The organism is Symbiobacterium terraclitae (genome assembly GCF_017874315.1).
Taxonomy (GTDB): Bacteria; Bacillota; Sulfobacillia; order Symbiobacteriales; family Symbiobacteriaceae; genus Symbiobacterium; species Symbiobacterium terraclitae.
Map to the genome: position 1 here is coordinate 93583 of NZ_JAGGLG010000004.1, position 18025 is coordinate 111607.

Genomic DNA, 18025 nt, shown 5'->3' on the forward strand with positions numbered 1-18025 from the left:
GTCGGCCTGGTCGGAGTGGGCCCAGGCGGAGCTGCCTACTGCAGGGAGACGTCGTCGATAAAGAAGCTGGTGGGCAGGATCGCGTCATTCGTTGCGCTGAACTCCAGGCGCACCGTCTGGCCGGCGTAGGCGGACAGGTTGATGGTGTCTTGCACCCACTGGTTCCGGGTGTCGCGGTTGCTGTGCGTGGCCACCGTGGCCAGGAGCGTGCCGTTCTGGCTGTAGAGGCGGACCCGCAGGTAGTCGTAGGCGATGGCGCTGCCCTCCTGGGACGACATGTACCACCAGAAGGTCAGGGTGCCGTTCTGCGGAACGGTCACCACCTGGCTGATGGCGTCGGTGCCGTTGTTGTAACCGCCCAGCCAGGCACTGTAGCTGCCGGTGCGGGGCAGGGTGGTGTCGATCAGCTGGTAGCCGCCCGAGGAGCTCTGGGCCCACGGGGCGGTGCCGTTCTCAAACCCGCCGTTCTGCAGTGCGGGACTGCCCGGGTTGCCGGGGTTGCTGCTGTAGGTGACCGCCCGGTAGGCGTTGATGCGGCCGCACGTCCAGTAGGTGCCGGTGCCGGAGATCATGTCTGCCGTCGAGCAGATGCGCTGCCAGATCTGACTGTTGCTCAGCCCCTGGGAGGCCAGAATGCCGGCCAGGCCGGAGACGAGCGGCGTGGCCATCGAGGTGCCGTTGAGGTTGGCGTAGCCGCCGCCCAGCCACGTGGACATGATGCTTTGGCCAGGGGCCGCCACGTCCACCCAGGAGCCATAGTTAGAGAAAGACGCACGGGCATCAGAGGAGGTGGAGGCGGCGACGGCCATGCAACTGGAATAGTAGGCGGGGTAGGTCGGGCTGCTGCTGTTGTCGTTGCCTGCGGCGCAGGCCAGGAATGCGCCCCGGTTCCATGCGTAGTCGATGGCGTTCCGCAGCGTCGTGGTGCCCGCGGAACTACCGAGGCTCAGGTTGATCACCTGTGCGCCGTGGTCAGCGGCCCAGGTGATGCCGTGGGCCACGTTGGCCAGGCTGCCGTTGCCCGAGCGGTCCAGCACGCGCACCGGCATAATCCTGCAGTGGGGGCAGCCGCCAGCAATGCCGATGCCGTTGTTGGTCAAGCCCGCCGCGATACCCGCCACGTGGGTGCCGTGGCCGTTCTCGTCGTCGGGGTCGTCATCGTTGTCGACGAAGTCCCAGCCGGGGACAAGCTTGGCGGAAAGGTCGGGGTGGTTGCGCTGCACGCCCGTGTCCACGATCGCGATCACCACGTTGGAGCTGCCCCGCGTGTGGTCCCAGGCCGCGGGGAGTTGGATCTTCTGGGGGCCCCACTGCTGCGAGAAGTAGGGGTCGTTGGGCGTCCAGTTCGCGGTGAAGATGTAGTTGGGTTCGACGTAGGTGACGTTAGGGTTCATCTTCAGCGTCCTGATGATCTCCTCGGCAGCCTTGGGGTCGCGCCTGGCGGACAGGGCCGGGAACTCTAGCACCTCCACGTCCAGGGCCGCCACCCGGTCCACCACCTTCGCGCCCAGCTCAGTGGCGATGGCCTCCCGCTGGGCGGCGGCCAGGCCCGGCTTGAACTGGACGAGGAACTGGCCGGGGACCGCCGGAACCGTCAGGTCTGCTCGCACCTGGTCCTTCGGCGAGACCGCCTCGGCATGAGCCAGAGCAGGAGTGCGGGCCGAGGCCGCGAGCACGGTGCACAGGGCCGTAAGCCAGACTGCAACACGCTTCATGCGTCCTCCTCCTTCCCTGATCTGCAGGCGCTCAGGCCTGCCCCGCGGCTGTGCGGTGAGGCCATGGTAAGGCCGGCGGGGAGGAAGGACAAGGGTGGGGCGGCGCTACTCGCCAGGGGCTGAACTGCCGGGCCGGCCGGCGTCCTGGTCGGAGGCCGCACCCGCGCGCGAACGGCTGCACGCGGGGCGTGCAGCCGTTCTCTGGTGTGTAAGGCAGGGCAGCGGGGGCCCTGTTCCTTCCGGCCTACTGCAGGGCGACGTCATCGATGAAGAAGCTGGTCGGCAGCAGCCAGTCGTTGGTGGCGCTGAACTCCAGGCGCACCGTCTGGCCGGCGTAGGCGGACAGGTTGATGGAGTCCTGCACCCACTGGTTCCGGGTGTCCCGGTTGCTGTGGGTCGCCAGCGTGGCCAGCAGGCTGCCGCTCTGGCTGTAGAGACGGACCCTCAGGTAGTCGTAGGCGGTGGAGCTCCCCTCGCTGGAGGTCATGTACCACCAGTAGGTCAGGGTGCCGTTCTGCGGAACGGTCACCACCTGGCTGATGGCGTCGGTGCCGAAGTTGTAGCCGCCCAGCCAGGCGCTGTAGTTGCCGGTGCGGGGCAGGGTGCTGTCGATCAGCTGGTAGCCGCCCGAGGAGCTCTGCGCCCAGGGGGCGGTGCCGTTCTCGAAGCCGCCGTTCTGGATCCGGTTCTCGCCGGGCTCGCCAGGGTCGCCGGGATCTCCGGGATCGCCGGGGTCACCCGGGTCTCCGGGGTCGCCGTTGCACTGGACCGCCCGGTAGGCGTTGATCCTGCCCCCCGTCCAGTAGGTGCCCGTGCCCGGAATGGCATCGGCCGACGCCATGATGCACTCCCAGATCTCCGCGTTGCTCAGGCCCTGGGAGGCCAGAAGGCCCGCCAGGCCGGCGACGTGCGGCGTGGCCATCGAGGTGCCGCTGATGGTGTTGTAGCCGCTGTTGATCCACGTGGAGTAGATGTTGGAGCCGGGCGCAGCCACCTCGACCCAGCTGCCGTAGTTGGAGAAGGAGGAGCGGGTATCGGAGCTGGTGGTGGAGGCGACGGCGAAGCAGTTGGCGTAGTACGCCGGGTACGACGGTGCGCTGGTGTTCTCGTTGCCGGCGGCGCAGGCCAGGAACACGCCCTTGTTCCATGCGTAGTTGACGGCGTTCTGCAGCGTCGTGGCGCCGGTGGAGGCGCCCAGGCTCAGGTTGATCACGTGTGCGCCGTTGTCAGCCGCCCAGATGATGCCGTTGGCCACGGCGGCCAGGGTGCCGCTGCCGGAGTTGTTCAGCACCCGAACGGGCATGATCTTGCACTCGGGGCAGAGGCCGGCGCCGCCGGTGCCGTTGTTGGTCTCGGCCGCCGCGGTGCCCGCGACGTGGGTGCCATGGCCGTTGCCGTCGTCGGGGGCGTTGTCGTTGCTGACGAAGTCCCAGCCGGGGACGATCTTGGCGTCAAGGTCCGGGTGGTTGCGCTGAACGCCCGTGTCCACGATGGCGATGATCGTGTCGGCGCTGCCCCGGGTGATGTCCCAGGCCTCGTAGGCGTCGATCCGGTCCCAGGCCCACTGCTGGCTGAGGCCCGGGTCGTTGGGCGTCCAGTCGACGGTGAAGATGTAGTTGGGTTCCGCGTACACGACGTTGGGGTTCATCTTCAGGGCCTTGAGGGTCGCCTCTGCGGCCTTCAGGTCGGCCTTGGCGGACAGGGCCGGGAACTCCAGCACCTCCACGTCCAGGGCCGCCACGCGGTCCACCACCTTCGCCCCCACCTGACTGGCGATGGCCGCCCGCTGGGCCGCCGCGAGGCCCGGTTTGAACTGGACGAGGAACTGACCGGGAACCGCCGGGGCCGTCAGGTCCGCTCGCACCTGGTCCTTCGGCGAGACTGCCTGAGCCTGAGCCAGAACCGGGGTCTGCGCCGAGGCAGCGAGCACGGTGCACAGGGCCGTGAGCCAGATCGCAACTCGCTTCATGGGTCCTCCTCCTTTCCGTTCTGCAGGCCGGTGGAGCCTGCCCCGCGTTGGTGCGGTGTGGCCATGGTAAGGCCAACCAGGAGGAAGGACAAGGGAGTGCTGGCGCTTTTCGCCAAGGGCTGAACGTGTAGCTATTAACATGCAGGATGCGAAGCGAAACGCGCGAACATAAGGAAACATATGTTCTTTTCAAAGGGGCGAGGGTGGGTGCATCCGGAACTGGCCGCACTCTACCAGGAGGACCAGAGGGACCGCATGAACTTGCCGGCCGACCCGCAGGGCCTGCAGGCGATGGCCGAGCGCGACCGCCGGCGCCGGGCGAGGGCAGCGGCGCTGGTCGCCGAGGGCGCGCTGACGACCGCCCAGGACTACTTCCACGCCGCCATGCTGCTGCAGCACGGCGACGGCCCGGACGATTTCCGCCGGGCGCACGAGCTGGCCCTGCGGGCGGTGGAGCTGGGCCATCCCGAGCAGAAACGAGCCAGGTGGCTGGCCGCGGCCTCCCTGGACTTGGCTGACCGCCCAGGGGAAGCCCCAGAAGTACGGCACGCAGTTCTTCAAGGACAGCCAGGGCTGGCGGCTGCTGCCCTACGACCCGGAGACCACGGACGAGGAGCGGGCGGAGTGGGGCGTGCCGCCGCTGGCGGAGACCCTGCGCCGGGTGGAGGAGGAGCTTAGCCCACGCGCGCCGCGAGGATCCCCGCCGCCAGCGCCAGCTGCTTCTCCACCTCGGCGGGGGCAGTGCCCCCCTGCGAGGTGCGCAGGTTGACGCAGGTCTCGGGGGCGATGGCCTGGTAGATGTCCTCCTCGAACAGGTCCGAGAACGCCTTGAACTCCGCCATGGTGCAGTCGGCCAGGAACTTGCCCCGCTCGATGCAGTAGAGCACCGCCCGGCCCACCACCTCGTGGGCCTCGCGGAAGGGCATGCCCTTCTTCGCCAGGTAGTCGGCCATGTCGGTGGCGTTGGAGAAGTCCTGCCGCACCGCCTGGGCCATCCGCTCCCGGTTGAACTTCACCGTGGCCAGCATGCCCGTCATCACCGTCAGGCAGGCCTTCAGGGTGTCCACGGCGTCAAAGAGCCGCTCCTTGTCCTCCTGCAGGTCGCTGTGATACGTGAGGGGGATCCCCTTCAGCACCGTCAGCAGGGCCATCAGGTCGCCGTAGACCCGGCCCGTCTTGCCCCGCACGAGCTCGGCGACGTCGGGGTTCTTCTTCTGCGGCATGATGGACGAGCCGGTGGCGTAGGCGTCGTCCATCTCCACGAAGCCGAACTCGGTGGAGGACCAGTTGACCAGCTCCTCCGCCAGCCTGGAGAGGTGCATCTGGCAGATGGCCGCGGCCGCCACGAACTCGATGATGAAGTCCCGGTCGCTCACCGCGTCCATCGAGTTGGGGTAGACGCCGGCGAAGCCCAGCTCCGCCGCCGTGAACTCCCGGTCGATGGGGAAGGTCGTGCCAGCCATCGCCCCTGCGCCCAGCGGCGAGAGGTCAGCGCGCTTGCGGGCGTCGGCGAGGCGGCCGTAGTCCCGCTCCAGCATCCAGAAGTAGGCCATGAGGTGGTGCGAGAGCAGAACCGGCTGCGCCCGCTGCAGGTGGGTGTATCCCGGCATGATGACGCCCATCTGCTCCCGGGCCCGGTCCAGGAGGGTTCCCTGCAGGTCGCTGATCAGCCGCTGCACCGCGTCGATTTCGTCCTTCACCCACAGGTGCACGTCCGTGACCACCTGGTCGTTCCGGCTGCGGGCCGTGTGCAGCCGTCCCCCCGCCGGGCCGATCTTCTCGATCAGCCGCTTCTCGATGTTCAGATGGATGTCCTCGTACTCCTGGCGGAAGGGGAACTGGCCCGCCTCGATCTCGGCCTCGATCTCCCGCAGCCCCCGTTCGATGAGGTCCGCGTCCTCCGCCGGGATGATCCCCTGCTTCGCCAGCATCCGGGCGTGCGCGATCGAGCCCCGGATGTCCTGCCTGTAGAGCCGGCGGTCGAAGGACAGCGAGGAGGTGAACCCCTCGGCGGTCTTGTCGGCTGACTTGGTGAAGCGCCCTCCCCAGAGCTTGGTCATGGCACGCGGCCTCCTCGCAATCCGAAGTCTGCATGATTATACTACTTGCCGCATAATCATTCAACCTACCGGTGCGGAAAACCCGGTCGGACACCGCTCGGTCCGGCCGGGTTCGCGTTCGCATCGATGGCTACCGGGACGCGGTGACGGTAAACCCGCCCTGCCGCTCGACGACCAGCCGCCGGGCGCCGGCCACGCCGGAGGCATCCCGTACGGGCGTGCCGTCCAGGGCGAGGTCGCCCGCGAAGCCGTGGAGCAGCAGCTCCACCCGCCGCCACGTGGGCGTGTAGCCGCCCTCGGGCAGGCTCACGGTCACCCGGTCCGGCTGCACCGTGATCCGGGTACGGGCGAAGACGCCCCGCTGGTAGCCGTAGCCCTCGCCCTCGTCCTCGTACAGCGTGAAGTCGCCCTCGCCGGCGTAGACGTGCAGCGTCAGCGTCTCCATCGGCACGGCGCCGGTGTGGCTCATCTCGGGCCCCATGGGCAGCGCCGCGCCGGCCCGCACATAGAGCGGGATCACGTCCAGCGGCGCCTCAGCCACGACGTACCGGCCGCCCGCGAGGCGCTCCCCGGTCCAGAAGTCGTACCAGGCGCCCGCAGGCAGGTAGACCAGCCGCCGGGTGACCCCGGGCTGGTAGACCGGCGCCGCCAGGAGATCACGGCCGATCAGCACCTGGTCCGAGATGTGCCACGTCTCCGGGTCCTCCTGGTGCTCCAGCACCAGCGGCCGCATGGCGGGCAGCCCGGTGCGGGCGGCCTCCTCCATCAGCGTGTAGACATACGGCAGCAGCCGGTAGCGCAGCCGGATGTACTTGCGGCAGATCGCCTCGACCTCGGGGCCGAAGGACCACGGCTCCTGGTCCCGGGTGCCCCAGGCGGTGTGCATCCGGAAGAAGGGCGTCAGGGCACCGATGGCGATCCAGCGGGCAACCAGCTCGCCGTTGGGGTTGGCGTTGAAGCCGCCGACATCGGTGCCGACGAAGGGGACGCCGGAGAGCCCCATGCCCGCGCACATGGTCATGTGGGCCAGGATGTGCTCCCACCAGGAGTGGTTGTCGCCCATCCAGACGGCGGCGTACCGCTGGATTCCCGCGTAGCCCGACCGGGTGAGGATGAAGGGCCGCAGGCCGGGACGGTGCCGCTTCCACCCCTCGTACGTGGCCCGGGCCATATTGAAGCCATAGAGGTTGTGCACCGCCGCGTGAGGGACGCGCTCCCCGGACTCGCCCTGGAGGGCGTCGTGGGGAAGGGTCTTCTCGCCCGCGGCGTTGCCCAGCCAGTTGGCCGGCTCGTTCATGTCGTTCCACACGCCGGCGACGCCCTTGTCGTAGTACGCCTCCCGGTAGAGGTCGCCCCACCAGGCGCGCACCGACGCCCGCTGGAAGTCGGGGAAGACGGACGCGCCGGGCCAGACCTCGCCCACCGTCAGCGAGCCGTCCGGCTGGGTGATGAAATACCCCTTCTCCACGCCCTCGCGGTAGACCGCGTACTGCTCGTCCTGCTTCACGCCGGGGTCGACGATGGTGACCACCCGGAAGCCGTCGCGGCCCAGGTCGGCCACGAGCCCCTCAGGATCGGGGAAGCGCTCCCGGTCCCACGTGAAGACCCGGTAGCCGTCCATGTAGTCGATGTCCAGCCAGATGGCGTCGCAGGGGATCTCCCGCTCCCGGAAGTTGCGGGCGACCTCCCGCACCTTCGCCTCGGGGAAGTAGGACCAGCGGCACTGATGGAAGCCCAGCGACCAGAGCGGGGGCAGCTCCATCCGCCCGGTGAGCTCGGCGTAGCGCCGCACGATGTCGGCCATGCGCGGGCCCGCGAACACGTAGGCGTCCAGAACCGGGCTGAACACCTCGACCGTGTACGCGTCGGCGGGGTCGAGGGAGCCCATGTCGAAGACGGAGCGCGCCCCACAGTCCACGAACAGCCCGTGGGCCCGACCGTCCCGCAGCGCCAGGAAGAAGGGGATCGACTGGTAGAGCGGATCGGCGGAGGGGGTGTGGTTGCCCTCGTCGGTGGCCCACATCTCCAGGCGCCGGCCCCGCTTGTCCAGGTAGCCGGTCTTCTCGCCGAAGCCGTAGTAGTGCTCGTCGGGGGGCATTGCGCGCCGCAGCACCACGCGGTCGGGCGCGGCCAGGATCGCCTCGTCCTGCGCGAAGAGACGGTCGCCCTCGTACCACGAGAGCCGCAGGGGGGCGAGGGCGATCTCGACGCGCACGCGGCCGGCGGCCAGCGTGAGGCCGCCCGCATGCTCGGTCACCTGCGGTGCGACGGGCTCCCGGTCCCAGACGACGGCGCCGGTCGACGGCGCCGTCGCGCCATCCGAGGCCACGCGCAGCCGGATCAGGTCGCCGGCCAGCGGCGTGAGCGTCAGCGTGGCGCCGCGAAACCGGAGGACCAGGTCGTGTGCGGTGGTGTGCCAGTCCGTTACGCGTTCCAGTTGCGACATGTGCAGATCCTCCTCAACCTTTTCAGGTCCATTCGCCGTAGTTGCGCAGCCCGAGCCCGCGCTCCAGCTTGGACTGCCCGGAAGGGATCAGGTGACCGCCGGCCAGCTGCTGCAGGTCAGCCTCCAGGGCGCGCAGTACCGCCACGTCCGGCATGTCCGGCGCGGCTTCGATCTCGATGTCGTAATACGGCTCGGGGGCGAGGCCGGGGTAGGTCACCCGGTCCAGGGCGAGGGTGGCGACCGCGCCGACGCTGCGCTCCAGCCGCTCGGTATGTACGTCCAGCACGGGCAGCAGGGGGCCGGCGGGCCGCCCTGAGGCAAAGGCGGCGAAGGGCACGCGCACGGGTCCGATCAGCAGGCGGATCCGGGCCAGCAGCGCCGTGAGGCGGTCCGGGTCCAGCGGGACCTCGTACTCGGCCCGGGCGGCCAGAGCCCCCTGCCGCCCCGTGGTCTCCTTCAGGGTGACCAGCGCCCGGCCGTTCTCGTGCCGCAGCCGGAGACAGGAAGCGGCCGCGGCCAGGGCGCCCTTATCGGTGTCGAAGTAGGTGTCCCTCAGCTGGATGCTGCGGACAGGCCCCAACTCGTACCCGGCCAGTCTCTCCTCCTCCGCCAGGCGCGCGAAGAGCGCGGCCGGGCCGCCAGGGACGGTGGGAGGTACGTGCAGCTTGATCTCGACTTCCACACTCGTCACCTTCCTGCGTGGGGCCTACGGGCAGGCTGCCCTTCCCGATCCGGGATCTGCCTGTACCTCAACCCCCTCCAGACGCCAACTCTGCCAGGGACCGCCGCGCAGCGGGGCAAGCGGCCCCTCCGGCGGCTGACAACCGCGCCCCAGCCACGCCCGCAGGATCGGATAGTTCGCAGGGGCGGTCTGGATCACGGTCCAGCGGTGGCCGCAGGTGCATGCACCTGAGACCACGGCCCAACGGCCACCATTGTCCAACGTCTGGTAAAGCTCCTCGTTCGTCCGCCCACACCGCCGGCAGACGGTGACAGCCAATGTTGCCATTCAGGTCATGTCCTTCTGCAGTGAATTCGACAGCAGATTCGGAGGATAACCTGTGAATACCTTGTGAACACCCTGTGGGCATTCACATTCTCGGCCAGCGCTTCCTGCCCCCGCGCCGAACCGGCCTACACAAACGCCTCCCAGACCACGTTCCCCAGCCGCAGCCCCCGGTCCGTCAGCCGCAGGTGCCCCTCGCTCCACTCGAGCAGTCCCTGCTCCCGGAGCCGGTCCACCGCCGGGCCGTACACCTCGCAGATGCCGACGCCGAACCGGTCCCGGAACCGTGCGTCGCTGATCCCCTCCAGCAGCCGGAGCCCCATGAACATCGTCTCCGCCATCTCCGCGCGCCGGTCGATGGCCTCCCCGGCCTCCACGGGGAGCTCGCCCCGCTCCAGGGCGCGCCGGTAGGCGCCGGGGTGCTTCACGTTCCAGAACCGGTACTGCTGGCCGGGACGGCCGGGCGCCGTGATCACCTCTCCGAGGCCCTGCACCCGGGAGGCGCTGAGGCCCGGCCGGGGAGCCCCCAGGTTGCCCAGGGGCGCGGCCAGCCGCAGGAAGGAGTGGGCGCCGCAGCCGAGCCCCAGGTAGTGCTCGTTCCGCCAGTAGATCAGGTTGTGCCGGCAGCGGAAGCCGGGGCGGGCGTAGTTGGAGACCTCGTACTGCGCGAACCCGGCCGCCTCCAGCCGCGCCTTCCCCGCGCGGAACATCTCCTCCTCCGCCTCCTCGGGCGGCAGGTTCAGCCGGCCCGCCTGCCACTCCCGGTGGAAGGGGGTGCCCTCCTCCACGATCAGGCTGTAGGCGCTGATGTGCGTGGGTCCCAGGGAGAGCGCCCACTCGACGGTGTCGCGGAAGTCGCCGGCCGTCTGCCCCGGCAGGCCGTACATCAGGTCGAGGTTGATGTTGCCGAAGCCGGCCCGCCGGGCCGCCGCGACCGCCTCCTCCACATCCGCCGCCGTGTGGATGCGCCCCAGGCGCCTGAGCAGGTGCGCCTGCCGGGCCTGCGCGCCGAAGGAGATGCGGGTCGCCCCCGCGGCGCGGGCCAGGTGCAGCTTCTCCCCCTCCAGGTCCACCGTGCCGGGGTTGGCCTCCACCGTCACCTCGGCGTCAGGCGCAAGGTGAAATCGCCGGCGGATCGCCGTCAGCACGCGGGCGAGCTGCGTCCCCTCGAGCAGCGTCGGCGTGCCGCCGCCCACGAAGACGGTGGCCACCTGCTCCCCGGCCAGCTCGGGCCGCGCCGCCCAGAGGTCCATCTCGGCCAGGAGCGCGTCGACGTACCGCGCCTGCTCCTCCCGGTCGGAGCCCGCGTGGCTGTTGAAATCGCAGTAGCCGCACTTGTGCTGGCAGTACGGGATGTGCACGTAGAGCCCGATGGGCACGGCCATGCCCCCTCAATACAGCGGCCGGGCCCTGTGGAGCCCGGCCGGCGGAGCTAGTCGTCGTCGGAATCGGTGGAGAGCACCGCCATGAACGCCTCCTGCGGAATCTCGACGGAGCCGACCGCCTTCATCCGCTTCTTGCCCTCCTTCTGCTTCTCCAGCAGCTTGCGCTTGCGGGTGACGTCGCCGCCGTAGCACTTGGCCAGCACGTCCTTGCGGAGGGGGGCGATGTTCTCGCGCGCCAGGATCTTGTTGCCGATGGCCGCCTGGATCGGCACCTCGAACAGCTGCCGCGGGATCAGCTTGCGCAGGCGGGTCACCAGCGACCGACCCAGCTTCTGCGCCTTGTCGCGGTGGACGATGCACGAGAGCGCATCAACGGGATCGCCGTTGAGCAGGATGTCCATCTTCACCATGTCCGCCTGCTCGTATCCCGTCACCTCGTAGTCGAAGCTGGCGTAGCCCCGGGAGCGGGTCTTCAGCTGGTCGAAGAAGTCGTACATGATCTCGGACAGCGGCAGCTTGTAGTGCAGGTTGACCCGCTTCTCGTTCAGGTACTCCATGTTGATGAAGGTTCCCCGCCGGTCCTGGCAGAGCTCCATCAGCGGGCCGACGTACTCGGAGGGGGTGATGATCGAGGCCTTGACGACGGGCTCCTCCACGCTCTCGATCATGGTCTGGTCGGGCCAGTCGGCCGGGTTCTCGATCATCACCTGCCCGCCGCCCGTCAGGTTGATGCGGTAGACCACGTTGGGGGCGGTGGTGATCAGGTTCAGGTCAAACTCCCGCTCCAGCCGCTCCTGGATCACGTCCATGTGCAGGAGGCCCAGGAAGCCGCAGCGGAAGCCGAAGCCCAGCGCCTCCGACGTCTCCGGCTCGAAGGAGAGCGAGGCGTCGTTGAGCTGCAGCTTCTCCAGGGCGTCGCGCAGGCGGCCGTAGTCGTTGGACTCCACGGGATAGAGGCCCGTGAAGACCATGGGCGTGGCCTTGCGGTAGCCCGGCAGGGGCTCGCGGGCCGGGTTGTCGGCCCGGGTGATGGTATCGCCCACCCGGACGTTCTTGACCTCCCGGATGGCGGCGGCCAGGGCCCCCACCTCGCCCGCCCGCAGCTCGTCCACGGGGGTGAGCCCGGGGCGGAAGACATAGAGGTCGTCGACGATGAACTCCTTGCCGGTGGCCATGAACCTGATGCGGTCGCCCTTCCGGACCGTGCCGTCGAATACCCGGAAGTAGGTCACGACGCCCTTGTACGAGTCATAGAAGGAGTCGTAGATGAGGGCGCGCAGCGGCGCCCGCTCGTCGCCCTGCGGCGGCGGGACGAAGTTGACCACGGCCTCGAGGATCTCCTTCATCCCGATGCCCGTCTTGGCCGACGCCATGATGGCGATCGAGGTATCGAGGCCGATGACCTCCTCGATCTCCCGCTTCACCTTCTCCGGCTCGGCTGAGGGCAGGTCGATCTTGTTGATCACCGGGATGATCTCGAGGTCGTGCTCCAGGGCCATATAGACATTGGCGAGCGTCTGCGCCTCGATGCCCTGCGAGGCGTCCACCACCAGCAGGGCGCCCTCGCAGGCCGCCAGCGCACGGGAGACCTCGTAGGTGAAGTCGACGTGCCCTGGCGTGTCGATGAGGTTGAGGACGTAGTGCTCGCCATCGTCGGCCGTGTAGTCCATGCGCACGGACTGCGCCTTGATGGTGATGCCCCGCTCCCGCTCCAGGTCCATGGTGTCCAGGACCTGATCCTCCATCTCCCGCTTGGTCAGCACCCCGGTGAACTCGATCAGGCGGTCGGCCAGGGTGGACTTGCCGTGGTCGATGTGGGCGATGATGCAGAAGTTGCGGATGTGCTTCTGGTCGACCATTCTCTCCTCTTTCTGCCCCCCAGAACAGGCTTCAGAGTATTATATCACCACCTGTGCGAGGGGCACAACGCCTGGGGGCGCGGGGCGGCCTGCGCCGCCGTGCTTCAGGGTGAACCCGGGTACTCGCCGGCCCGAAGCAGTTCTACGAGGGCCTCGGCCACGTGGTCCACGGCCCGCGCCGCCTCGTCGAACGTGTTCAGGGCGTTGCCGATCTCCAGCAGGATCGCCCCGGGGAGCAGGTCCTGGTTGTACCGGGCCTGCGGGGTCAGCGTGGGCAGGGTGATGCCGGGGTTGGCTTCCTCCATCTTCGCCATCAGCGCCTCGCAGAAGGCCAGGTTCTCCTGCCAGTGGGTCAGGTCGTCGCGGGCGCCGATCACGCAGCGGACCCTGGCCACCGGCAGCCCGTCGATGTACGTCGTGGCGTCCAGGTCCATGTTGCCGTCCCGGTGCAGGTCGAGCAGCACCTTCACCGTGGGCGCCTCCCGCAGAATCTGCTGGGCGGTGGCCCGGGAGGACTGGTAGGCGTAGTCGTAGCCCAGCTCCTGGTGCCGGAACGGGGCGTGGACCGTGGTCACGCCCAGGTCCCTCAGCCGGTGAGCCAGGATCTCGCCGATGTCGACGATGGTCGGCTTGCTGTGGTCGTAGGACGCGATCTGGATCAGGTCCTGGTCGGTGCTGACGGCCAGGTCGGGGAACTCCGAGATGTATGCCTCGTAGTCGTGCGTGTGGTAGATGCCCACCAGCGGCAACCCCCCGTTGACCACGGGAGGCCGCCGCGCCGGCTCAGGCGCGCGCTGCGCCGGCACCGGCGGGGGCTCCTCGGGTCCGGGGCTCTCGCCCGACGGGATGGCCGGCCCCGGCGACACGGGTCGCACGGGCTCTGCCTGCAGCCGCAGGAACGGCAGGGCGGCCTGGAACAGCGTCTGCGGGCGCTGCTGGCCCTGGCCTGTCCACAAGAAGCGCAAGTCGCGCCGCTCCTCCGTCGCGGGCATACCGGACACGGCGAGGACGGGCAGGGCCGTTCGCAGCATCCGCTGCGCCGCGGGCAGCCCGGGGCGGAAGAACTGCAGCCAGAGGGGCGGCGGCTCCTTCTCCGCCCCGTGCGCCCCGGAGGAGGCCGTGGACTCGGACATCGCCGGCACGGTGCCGGCGACCGGGGGCTGACGGTTCACCAGCAGGCCGATCATGGCCGTGATCACCAGCACGTAGGCGACCAGGAGCGGCCTCGCCGTCCACAGGTTGCGGTCGATGGGACTCACCTCGCCTGCTCTCAATGGGCCTACCCATGTCTACGGACAGGCTGCCTGCATTATGACAAGCGAGGGACAAGCAAGAGCCCCCGGCCCGGGACGGGTCGGGGGCGCCAGCCGCAGTATCTACTTCACGTCCAGGATCTCGAACTTGATGTTCCCGATGGGCGCCTCGACTTCCACGACCTCGCCCTTGGTCCTGCCCATGATGGCCCGGCCGACGGGGGACTCGTTGGAGATCTTGTTCTTGCCCGGGTCCGCCTCCACGGTGCCCACGATGGTGTACTCCACCACGTCCCCGTACTCCAGGTCCTTCAGCACCACCGTGGAGCCGAGCCTCACGGTGCCCGCCGCAGCGCCGGCCTCCTCCTCGTCGAGCACCACCGCGTTGCGGAGCATGTTCTCCAGCATCGTGATGCGCCCCTCGACAAATGCCTGCTCGTTGCGGGCATCGTCGTACTCGGAGTTCTCGGAGAGGTCGCCGTACGAACGGGCCTCCTTCAGCCGCTCCGCCACCTCTTTCCGCTTGACGTTGCGCAGGTAGTCCAGCTCCTCCTGGAGCTTCTGCAGACCTTCCGGCGACAACACAACGGGCTTGTTATCTTCCATCTGCCATTCTCCTCACGATACACCAGATTGCCGCCCCTCCGGACGACCGGGGCAAAAAAGAAGACCCAAGCAGACCTTTTGCCCGCTGGTATCGGGTGCTATTGTACCTCCGGCGTGGACCAGAATCAAGCGATTTATCTGTTCTAGCTGTTCTAGTCGACAGGACGGCCGGACAGCCTTCCCTTGAGCCGGAACTCCAGCGCCTCCACAGCCTCGCCGTAGTAGGTGACCGGCTTCTGGTCCGGCACGAACAGGGTCGCCTGCCATCCGCCGAAGAAGCCAGAGACGACGAAGTGATACCCGGGCCCCCTCACGGTGACTGACTCGGCATCGTCAGGTCCGGGCTCGACCGTGCAGTTCATCCGCCGCGCCAGTTCCGTGGCAACCTCCTGCAGATTCATCGGAAGCGGGTCCCTCCCCCCTGGGCAGACAGAATCATGGCAATAGCGTACCACAGCAAGGCAGCCCGGTACAGGTGCGGGCCGCGACCGCTACTTCTCCGGGTTGAGGCGGAAGGCGCCCAGGCGGGGCCACCACTCCTCGGGCTCGAGCCCGAGCCGCCAGACGGCGATCCCCTTCAGATTATACTGGTAGGCGAGGCGGAGTTTCGCATCCAGGCTCCGCTCGTCAGGAAACCAGGCGATGCGCGGTCCCTCGTCCGACTCGAACACTACCTTATTCTCCCCAACGACCGGATCCCACTGCACCTCTCCGCCGAAGTCGGCGGCGCGCTGGGCCATGCGGCCGGGGCCGTAGGCCGCGTTGGTCTCCGTCCCCATCTCCGGGTCCAGCGACCACTCGTAGCCGTAAAGCGGCACGCCCAGCACGATCTTCTGCGACGGCATGACCCCCACGGCGTAGCGGACCACCCGCTCCACCCAGCCGAGGGAGGCGACGGGGCCGGGCTCGCCGCCAATCCAGTGCTCGTCGTAGGCCATGATGTAGAACTGGTCGACGATCTGGCCGACGGCCTCGTAGTCCGTTGCGCCGCCCCAGCCCGTCGTGGTGTCGGACGTCTTGGCGGCGGCGGCCACCGAGAGCGTGAGCCCCAGCGGCTCAAGCCGCCCCTTCAGCCGCCGGAGAAACTCGGTGTAGGCCTCGCGGTCCTCGGCGGGGATGTTCTCGAAGTCGATCTGGATCCCCGCCACGCCCAGCCGGTCGGCCTCGGCCAGCATGGCGCTGATCGCCCGCTCCTGCACCCGCGGGTCGGTGAGGATCCGGTGCGCCAGGTCGGGGTCGAAGCCGGCGTCGCTGAAGTTGCCGAACAGCAGGACGCGCTTCTGCTGGCCGGTGACGCCGCGGATCAGCTCGGGGTCCTTCCCGACGGCGTTGCCCTCCCAGTCGAACCCGTAGCCGAAGATCACCACCTGGTCCATGTGCGGCGCGTTCAGCCGCACGGACTCCAGCGAATCGGCGTCGTAATCCACATAGTACCCGGTGATCCAGAATCCATCCCCCGGCGCCGAGGTGTCCAGCGGCCGGTTCAGGTATGCCCGCAGCCACAGCGGGTCGAAGGGGGAGTGCGGGGCCGTTCGCTGCCCCAGGACGAACCCGCCCACGCCGGTGGCCACGCCGACCAGTACGGTCGCGAGCAGCAGGCCGCCGGTGCGCTGTCGGGGCCTGGGGGGCGGCGTCGCGATCTGTTTCCCGGCCTCCGGAATTGACAATCGGCATCACCCCAGCGCATTTCGGCCCGCGGAGCGAACCATGGGCCGTTCGCTGTTAGGACGACGCCAACCCGGGAAAGGTTCGGGCATGGAATGAGCCCCCCTGCAGACTGGCAAGGGGGGCTGCCCGCGGGAACAGGCCTGATCAGCGCAGTTGCGTGGGGACGAAGGCGTCGGCGAGCCCGATGATGAACGCGGCGATCAGCGCACCCCACCAGGTGACGCCCAACCACCCTGGGAAGAGCCAGCCGGTCAGGTAGATGATCACCGCAGCGGAGATAAACCCTGCCACTCCCCGTCCGGCGGGCGACGCCCCCCGACCCAGCAGCGCCTGTGCAACCCAGCCGAGGGCAGCGATGACCAGCGAGGAGAAGAGCGCTCCCCAGAAGCCGTTCACCTGAAAGCCCGGCGTCAGCCAGCTCACCACCATCAGCACCAGCGCCGATATGACGAAGCGCACAATTGCACCCAGCACAGCCCGGTTCACCTCCTTTTCCCTGCCCAGTAGTCTGGGCACGCGACAAATCGGTTATTCACGGCGGGATCTCCCTTGCGTACCAGTAAGTCGCGTGGTAGAATACCCACGTTGGAGGTGAGGAATTGGCTAACACGAAGTCTGCGAAGAAGCGTGCCCTGATCGCCGCGAAGCGTACGCTGCGCAATAAGATGGTCAAGTCCAGCCTCCGGACGGCAATTCGCAAGTACCGGGAGGCTGTTGGCACTGAGAACGCGCAGGCCCTGCTGAACCAGGCCTTCTCCGCGCTCGACCGGGCCGCCACGAAGGGTGTCATCCACAAGAACACCGCCGCCCGCAAGAAGGCGCGTCTCGCCAAGAAGCTGGCCGCGGTAGCCAACGGCTGAACGATCAGACGTACACACGCGCAAGAGGCCCCAACCGCATCTGCTGCGGTTGGGGCTCCTTCGTTTCCGCGCCTCACTCGCCCATGAGCTCGACGACCACGGTCTCCAGCGTCAGCCGCGGGTCGAACCCGGACTTCATCGCCAGGTCGGCCTCCAGCAGCCGCTCCAGCGCCCGGTGAACCTGGCTCCGCGGCACGGCCCGCGCGTGGTCCGCCAGCTTGCCGTACGCGTACGGGTGCATGTGCGCCTGCGCGGCCGCGTCGCGCCGGTTGAGTCCGCGGTCCTCCAGCGCCTTGACCAGGAGCACCTGCCGGAAGCGGTTGGTGATGGCGACGAGCAGCTGGAGCGGGTGGTCCACCTGGCGCAGCAGCCTGTCGAGCAGGGCGATCGCCCGCGCGCGGTCCCTGTGCAGCACCGCGTCGGTCAGGCGGAAGATCTCCGTCTCGGCCATGTTGGCCACCATGCGCTCCACGTCGCGCGCCTGGATCTCTCGGGCCTTGCCCGCGTAGAGCACGAGCTTCTCCAGTTCGCCGTCCAGCAGCCGCAGGTCGGTGCCGACGCGCTCGACCAGCAGGCCGGCCGCCCGCGTGTTCAGGTGCTTCCCCCGGGACTGGGCGCGGTTCTGGACCCACATCACCGCGTCCTCGGGCTTGAGCGGCCGGCACTCCACGACCGCCCCGGCTGCGGCGAGCGCCTTCGTCACCTTCCGCCGGGCATCCACGGCGCCGGCGGTGAAGAGCAGGACGGTGGAGGGCACGGGCGCCTTCAGGTAGTGCAGCAGCGCGCCGTCGCCGCCGCCCGACGGCTCCGCCTCGTCGGGCGACCCCTCTCCGACCCCGGGAGGCGCCTCCTTCTCGGCGCCGCCCTTCCGGCGCGGCACGATCGCCGGGCAGTCCTTCACCACGACGAGGCGGCGCTCGGCAAAGAAGGGCTGCGTCTCCGCCAGGCTCAGGGCCTGGGCGATCTGGTCCGGGCCGGGCTCCAGCACGTGGTAATTGAAGTCCGCCGACTCGGGCCGCACCACGGCAGCGCGCAGGGCGCGGTGCACCTCCTCGATGAGGAACGGCTCGCCCCCGTGAACGAGGTAGACCGGCCGGATCCGGCCCTGGCCGATCTCGGTCAGCGCTTCATGGTAATGCAACGCACCGCCACTCCCTCAGCATCGTCTGACTGCAGGGATTCGGGATCGCGCGCCGCC

General features: G+C 68.8%; 15 protein-coding genes. 2 read left to right on the forward strand and 13 right to left on the reverse strand.

Going from position 1 to position 18025, the window contains the following annotated elements; all coding sequences use genetic code 11:
* Window positions 1-35 precede the first annotated feature (35 nt).
* On the reverse strand, window positions 36-1715 hold the full coding sequence (locus tag J2Z79_RS03755) for a S8 family serine peptidase (RefSeq protein WP_209465521.1): 1680 nt from the start codon (window positions 1713-1715) through the stop codon (window positions 36-38).
* Window positions 1716-1959: 244 nt separating this feature from the next.
* A complete protein-coding gene (locus J2Z79_RS03760; RefSeq protein ID WP_209465522.1) occupies window positions 1960-3684 on the reverse strand; it encodes a S8 family serine peptidase in 1725 nt (574 codons plus the stop codon).
* A 207-nt stretch (window positions 3685-3891) separates the two neighbouring features.
* Here J2Z79_RS03760 and J2Z79_RS03765 point away from each other — a divergent pair, with 207 nt between their 5' ends.
* The gene (locus tag J2Z79_RS03765; protein WP_209465523.1) at window positions 3892-4362 is read left to right on the forward strand and encodes a hypothetical protein; all 471 of its coding nucleotides are present in this window, start codon (window positions 3892-3894) and stop codon (window positions 4360-4362) included.
* Here J2Z79_RS03765 and argH read toward each other — a convergent pair.
* From argH to J2Z79_RS03815, 10 genes are all read right to left on the reverse strand, one after another.
* Window positions 4359-5744, reverse strand: coding sequence for an argininosuccinate lyase (gene argH, locus J2Z79_RS03770; RefSeq protein WP_209465524.1), 1386 nt, complete (start codon window positions 5742-5744; stop codon window positions 4359-4361). The two genes, J2Z79_RS03765 and argH, sit on opposite strands and share 4 nt — an antisense overlap.
* A gap of 130 nt (window positions 5745-5874) precedes the next feature.
* The gene (locus J2Z79_RS03775; RefSeq protein WP_209465525.1) at window positions 5875-8190 is read right to left on the reverse strand and encodes a glycoside hydrolase family 31 protein; all 2316 of its coding nucleotides are present in this window, start codon (window positions 8188-8190) and stop codon (window positions 5875-5877) included.
* Between the two features lie 22 nt (window positions 8191-8212).
* On the reverse strand, window positions 8213-8872 hold the full coding sequence (locus J2Z79_RS03780) for a CYTH domain-containing protein (protein WP_209465526.1): 660 nt from the start codon (window positions 8870-8872) through the stop codon (window positions 8213-8215).
* Between the two features lie 452 nt (window positions 8873-9324).
* A complete protein-coding gene (gene hemW / locus J2Z79_RS03785; protein ID WP_209465527.1) occupies window positions 9325-10581 on the reverse strand; it encodes a radical SAM family heme chaperone HemW in 1257 nt (418 codons plus the stop codon).
* A gap of 47 nt (window positions 10582-10628) precedes the next feature.
* On the reverse strand, window positions 10629-12440 hold the full coding sequence (gene lepA, locus J2Z79_RS03790; protein ID WP_209465528.1) for a translation elongation factor 4: 1812 nt from the start codon (window positions 12438-12440) through the stop codon (window positions 10629-10631).
* Between the two features lie 104 nt (window positions 12441-12544).
* Entirely contained in the window at window positions 12545-13699 is a 1155-nt protein-coding gene (locus tag J2Z79_RS03795; RefSeq protein ID WP_209465529.1) for a stage II sporulation protein P, read from the reverse strand.
* A 117-nt stretch (window positions 13700-13816) separates the two neighbouring features.
* On the reverse strand, window positions 13817-14299 hold the full coding sequence (gene greA / locus J2Z79_RS03800; protein ID WP_209465530.1) for a transcription elongation factor GreA: 483 nt from the start codon (window positions 14297-14299) through the stop codon (window positions 13817-13819).
* Window positions 14300-14451: 152 nt separating this feature from the next.
* A complete protein-coding gene (locus J2Z79_RS03805) occupies window positions 14452-14700 on the reverse strand; it encodes a hypothetical protein (RefSeq protein ID WP_209465531.1) in 249 nt (82 codons plus the stop codon).
* A 90-nt stretch (window positions 14701-14790) separates the two neighbouring features.
* Complete coding sequence (locus tag J2Z79_RS03810; protein ID WP_209465532.1) at window positions 14791-15966, reverse strand: glycosyl hydrolase family 18 protein; 1176 nt, start codon at window positions 15964-15966, stop codon at window positions 14791-14793.
* A 145-nt stretch (window positions 15967-16111) separates the two neighbouring features.
* Window positions 16112-16441: a phage holin family protein gene (locus tag J2Z79_RS03815; protein WP_209465533.1), complete on the reverse strand. Its 330-nt coding sequence runs from the start codon at window positions 16439-16441 to the stop codon at window positions 16112-16114.
* A 125-nt stretch (window positions 16442-16566) separates the two neighbouring features.
* On the opposite strand from J2Z79_RS03815, the gene rpsT reads away from it, so the two are divergent.
* Window positions 16567-16827, forward strand: coding sequence for a 30S ribosomal protein S20 (gene rpsT, locus J2Z79_RS03820; protein WP_209465534.1), 261 nt, complete (start codon window positions 16567-16569; stop codon window positions 16825-16827).
* 73 nt (window positions 16828-16900) lie between these two features.
* On the opposite strand, the gene holA is transcribed toward rpsT, so the two are convergent.
* A complete protein-coding gene (holA, locus tag J2Z79_RS03825; RefSeq protein ID WP_209465535.1) occupies window positions 16901-17968 on the reverse strand; it encodes a DNA polymerase III subunit delta in 1068 nt (355 codons plus the stop codon).
* Window positions 17969-18025 lie beyond the last annotated feature (57 nt).

Excerpts from the sequence above, each read along its gene's own strand:
- hemW (WP_209465527.1), bottom strand. The coding sequence starts at position 10,581 with ATGGCCGTGCCCATCGGGCTCTACGTGCACATCCCGTACTGCCAGCAC.
- argH (WP_209465524.1), bottom strand. The coding sequence starts at position 5,744 with ATGACCAAGCTCTGGGGAGGGCGCTTCACCAAGTCAGCCGACAAGACC.
- lepA (WP_209465528.1), bottom strand. The coding sequence starts at position 12,440 with ATGGTCGACCAGAAGCACATCCGCAACTTCTGCATCATCGCCCACATC.
- J2Z79_RS03760 (WP_209465522.1), bottom strand. The coding sequence starts at position 3,684 with ATGAAGCGAGTTGCGATCTGGCTCACGGCCCTGTGCACCGTGCTCGCT.
- J2Z79_RS03755 (WP_209465521.1), bottom strand. The coding sequence starts at position 1,715 with ATGAAGCGTGTTGCAGTCTGGCTTACGGCCCTGTGCACCGTGCTCGCG.
- greA (WP_209465530.1), bottom strand. The coding sequence starts at position 14,299 with ATGGAAGATAACAAGCCCGTTGTGTTGTCGCCGGAAGGTCTGCAGAAG.
- J2Z79_RS03805 (WP_209465531.1), bottom strand. The coding sequence starts at position 14,700 with ATGAATCTGCAGGAGGTTGCCACGGAACTGGCGCGGCGGATGAACTGC.
- J2Z79_RS03775 (WP_209465525.1), bottom strand. The coding sequence starts at position 8,190 with ATGTCGCAACTGGAACGCGTAACGGACTGGCACACCACCGCACACGAC.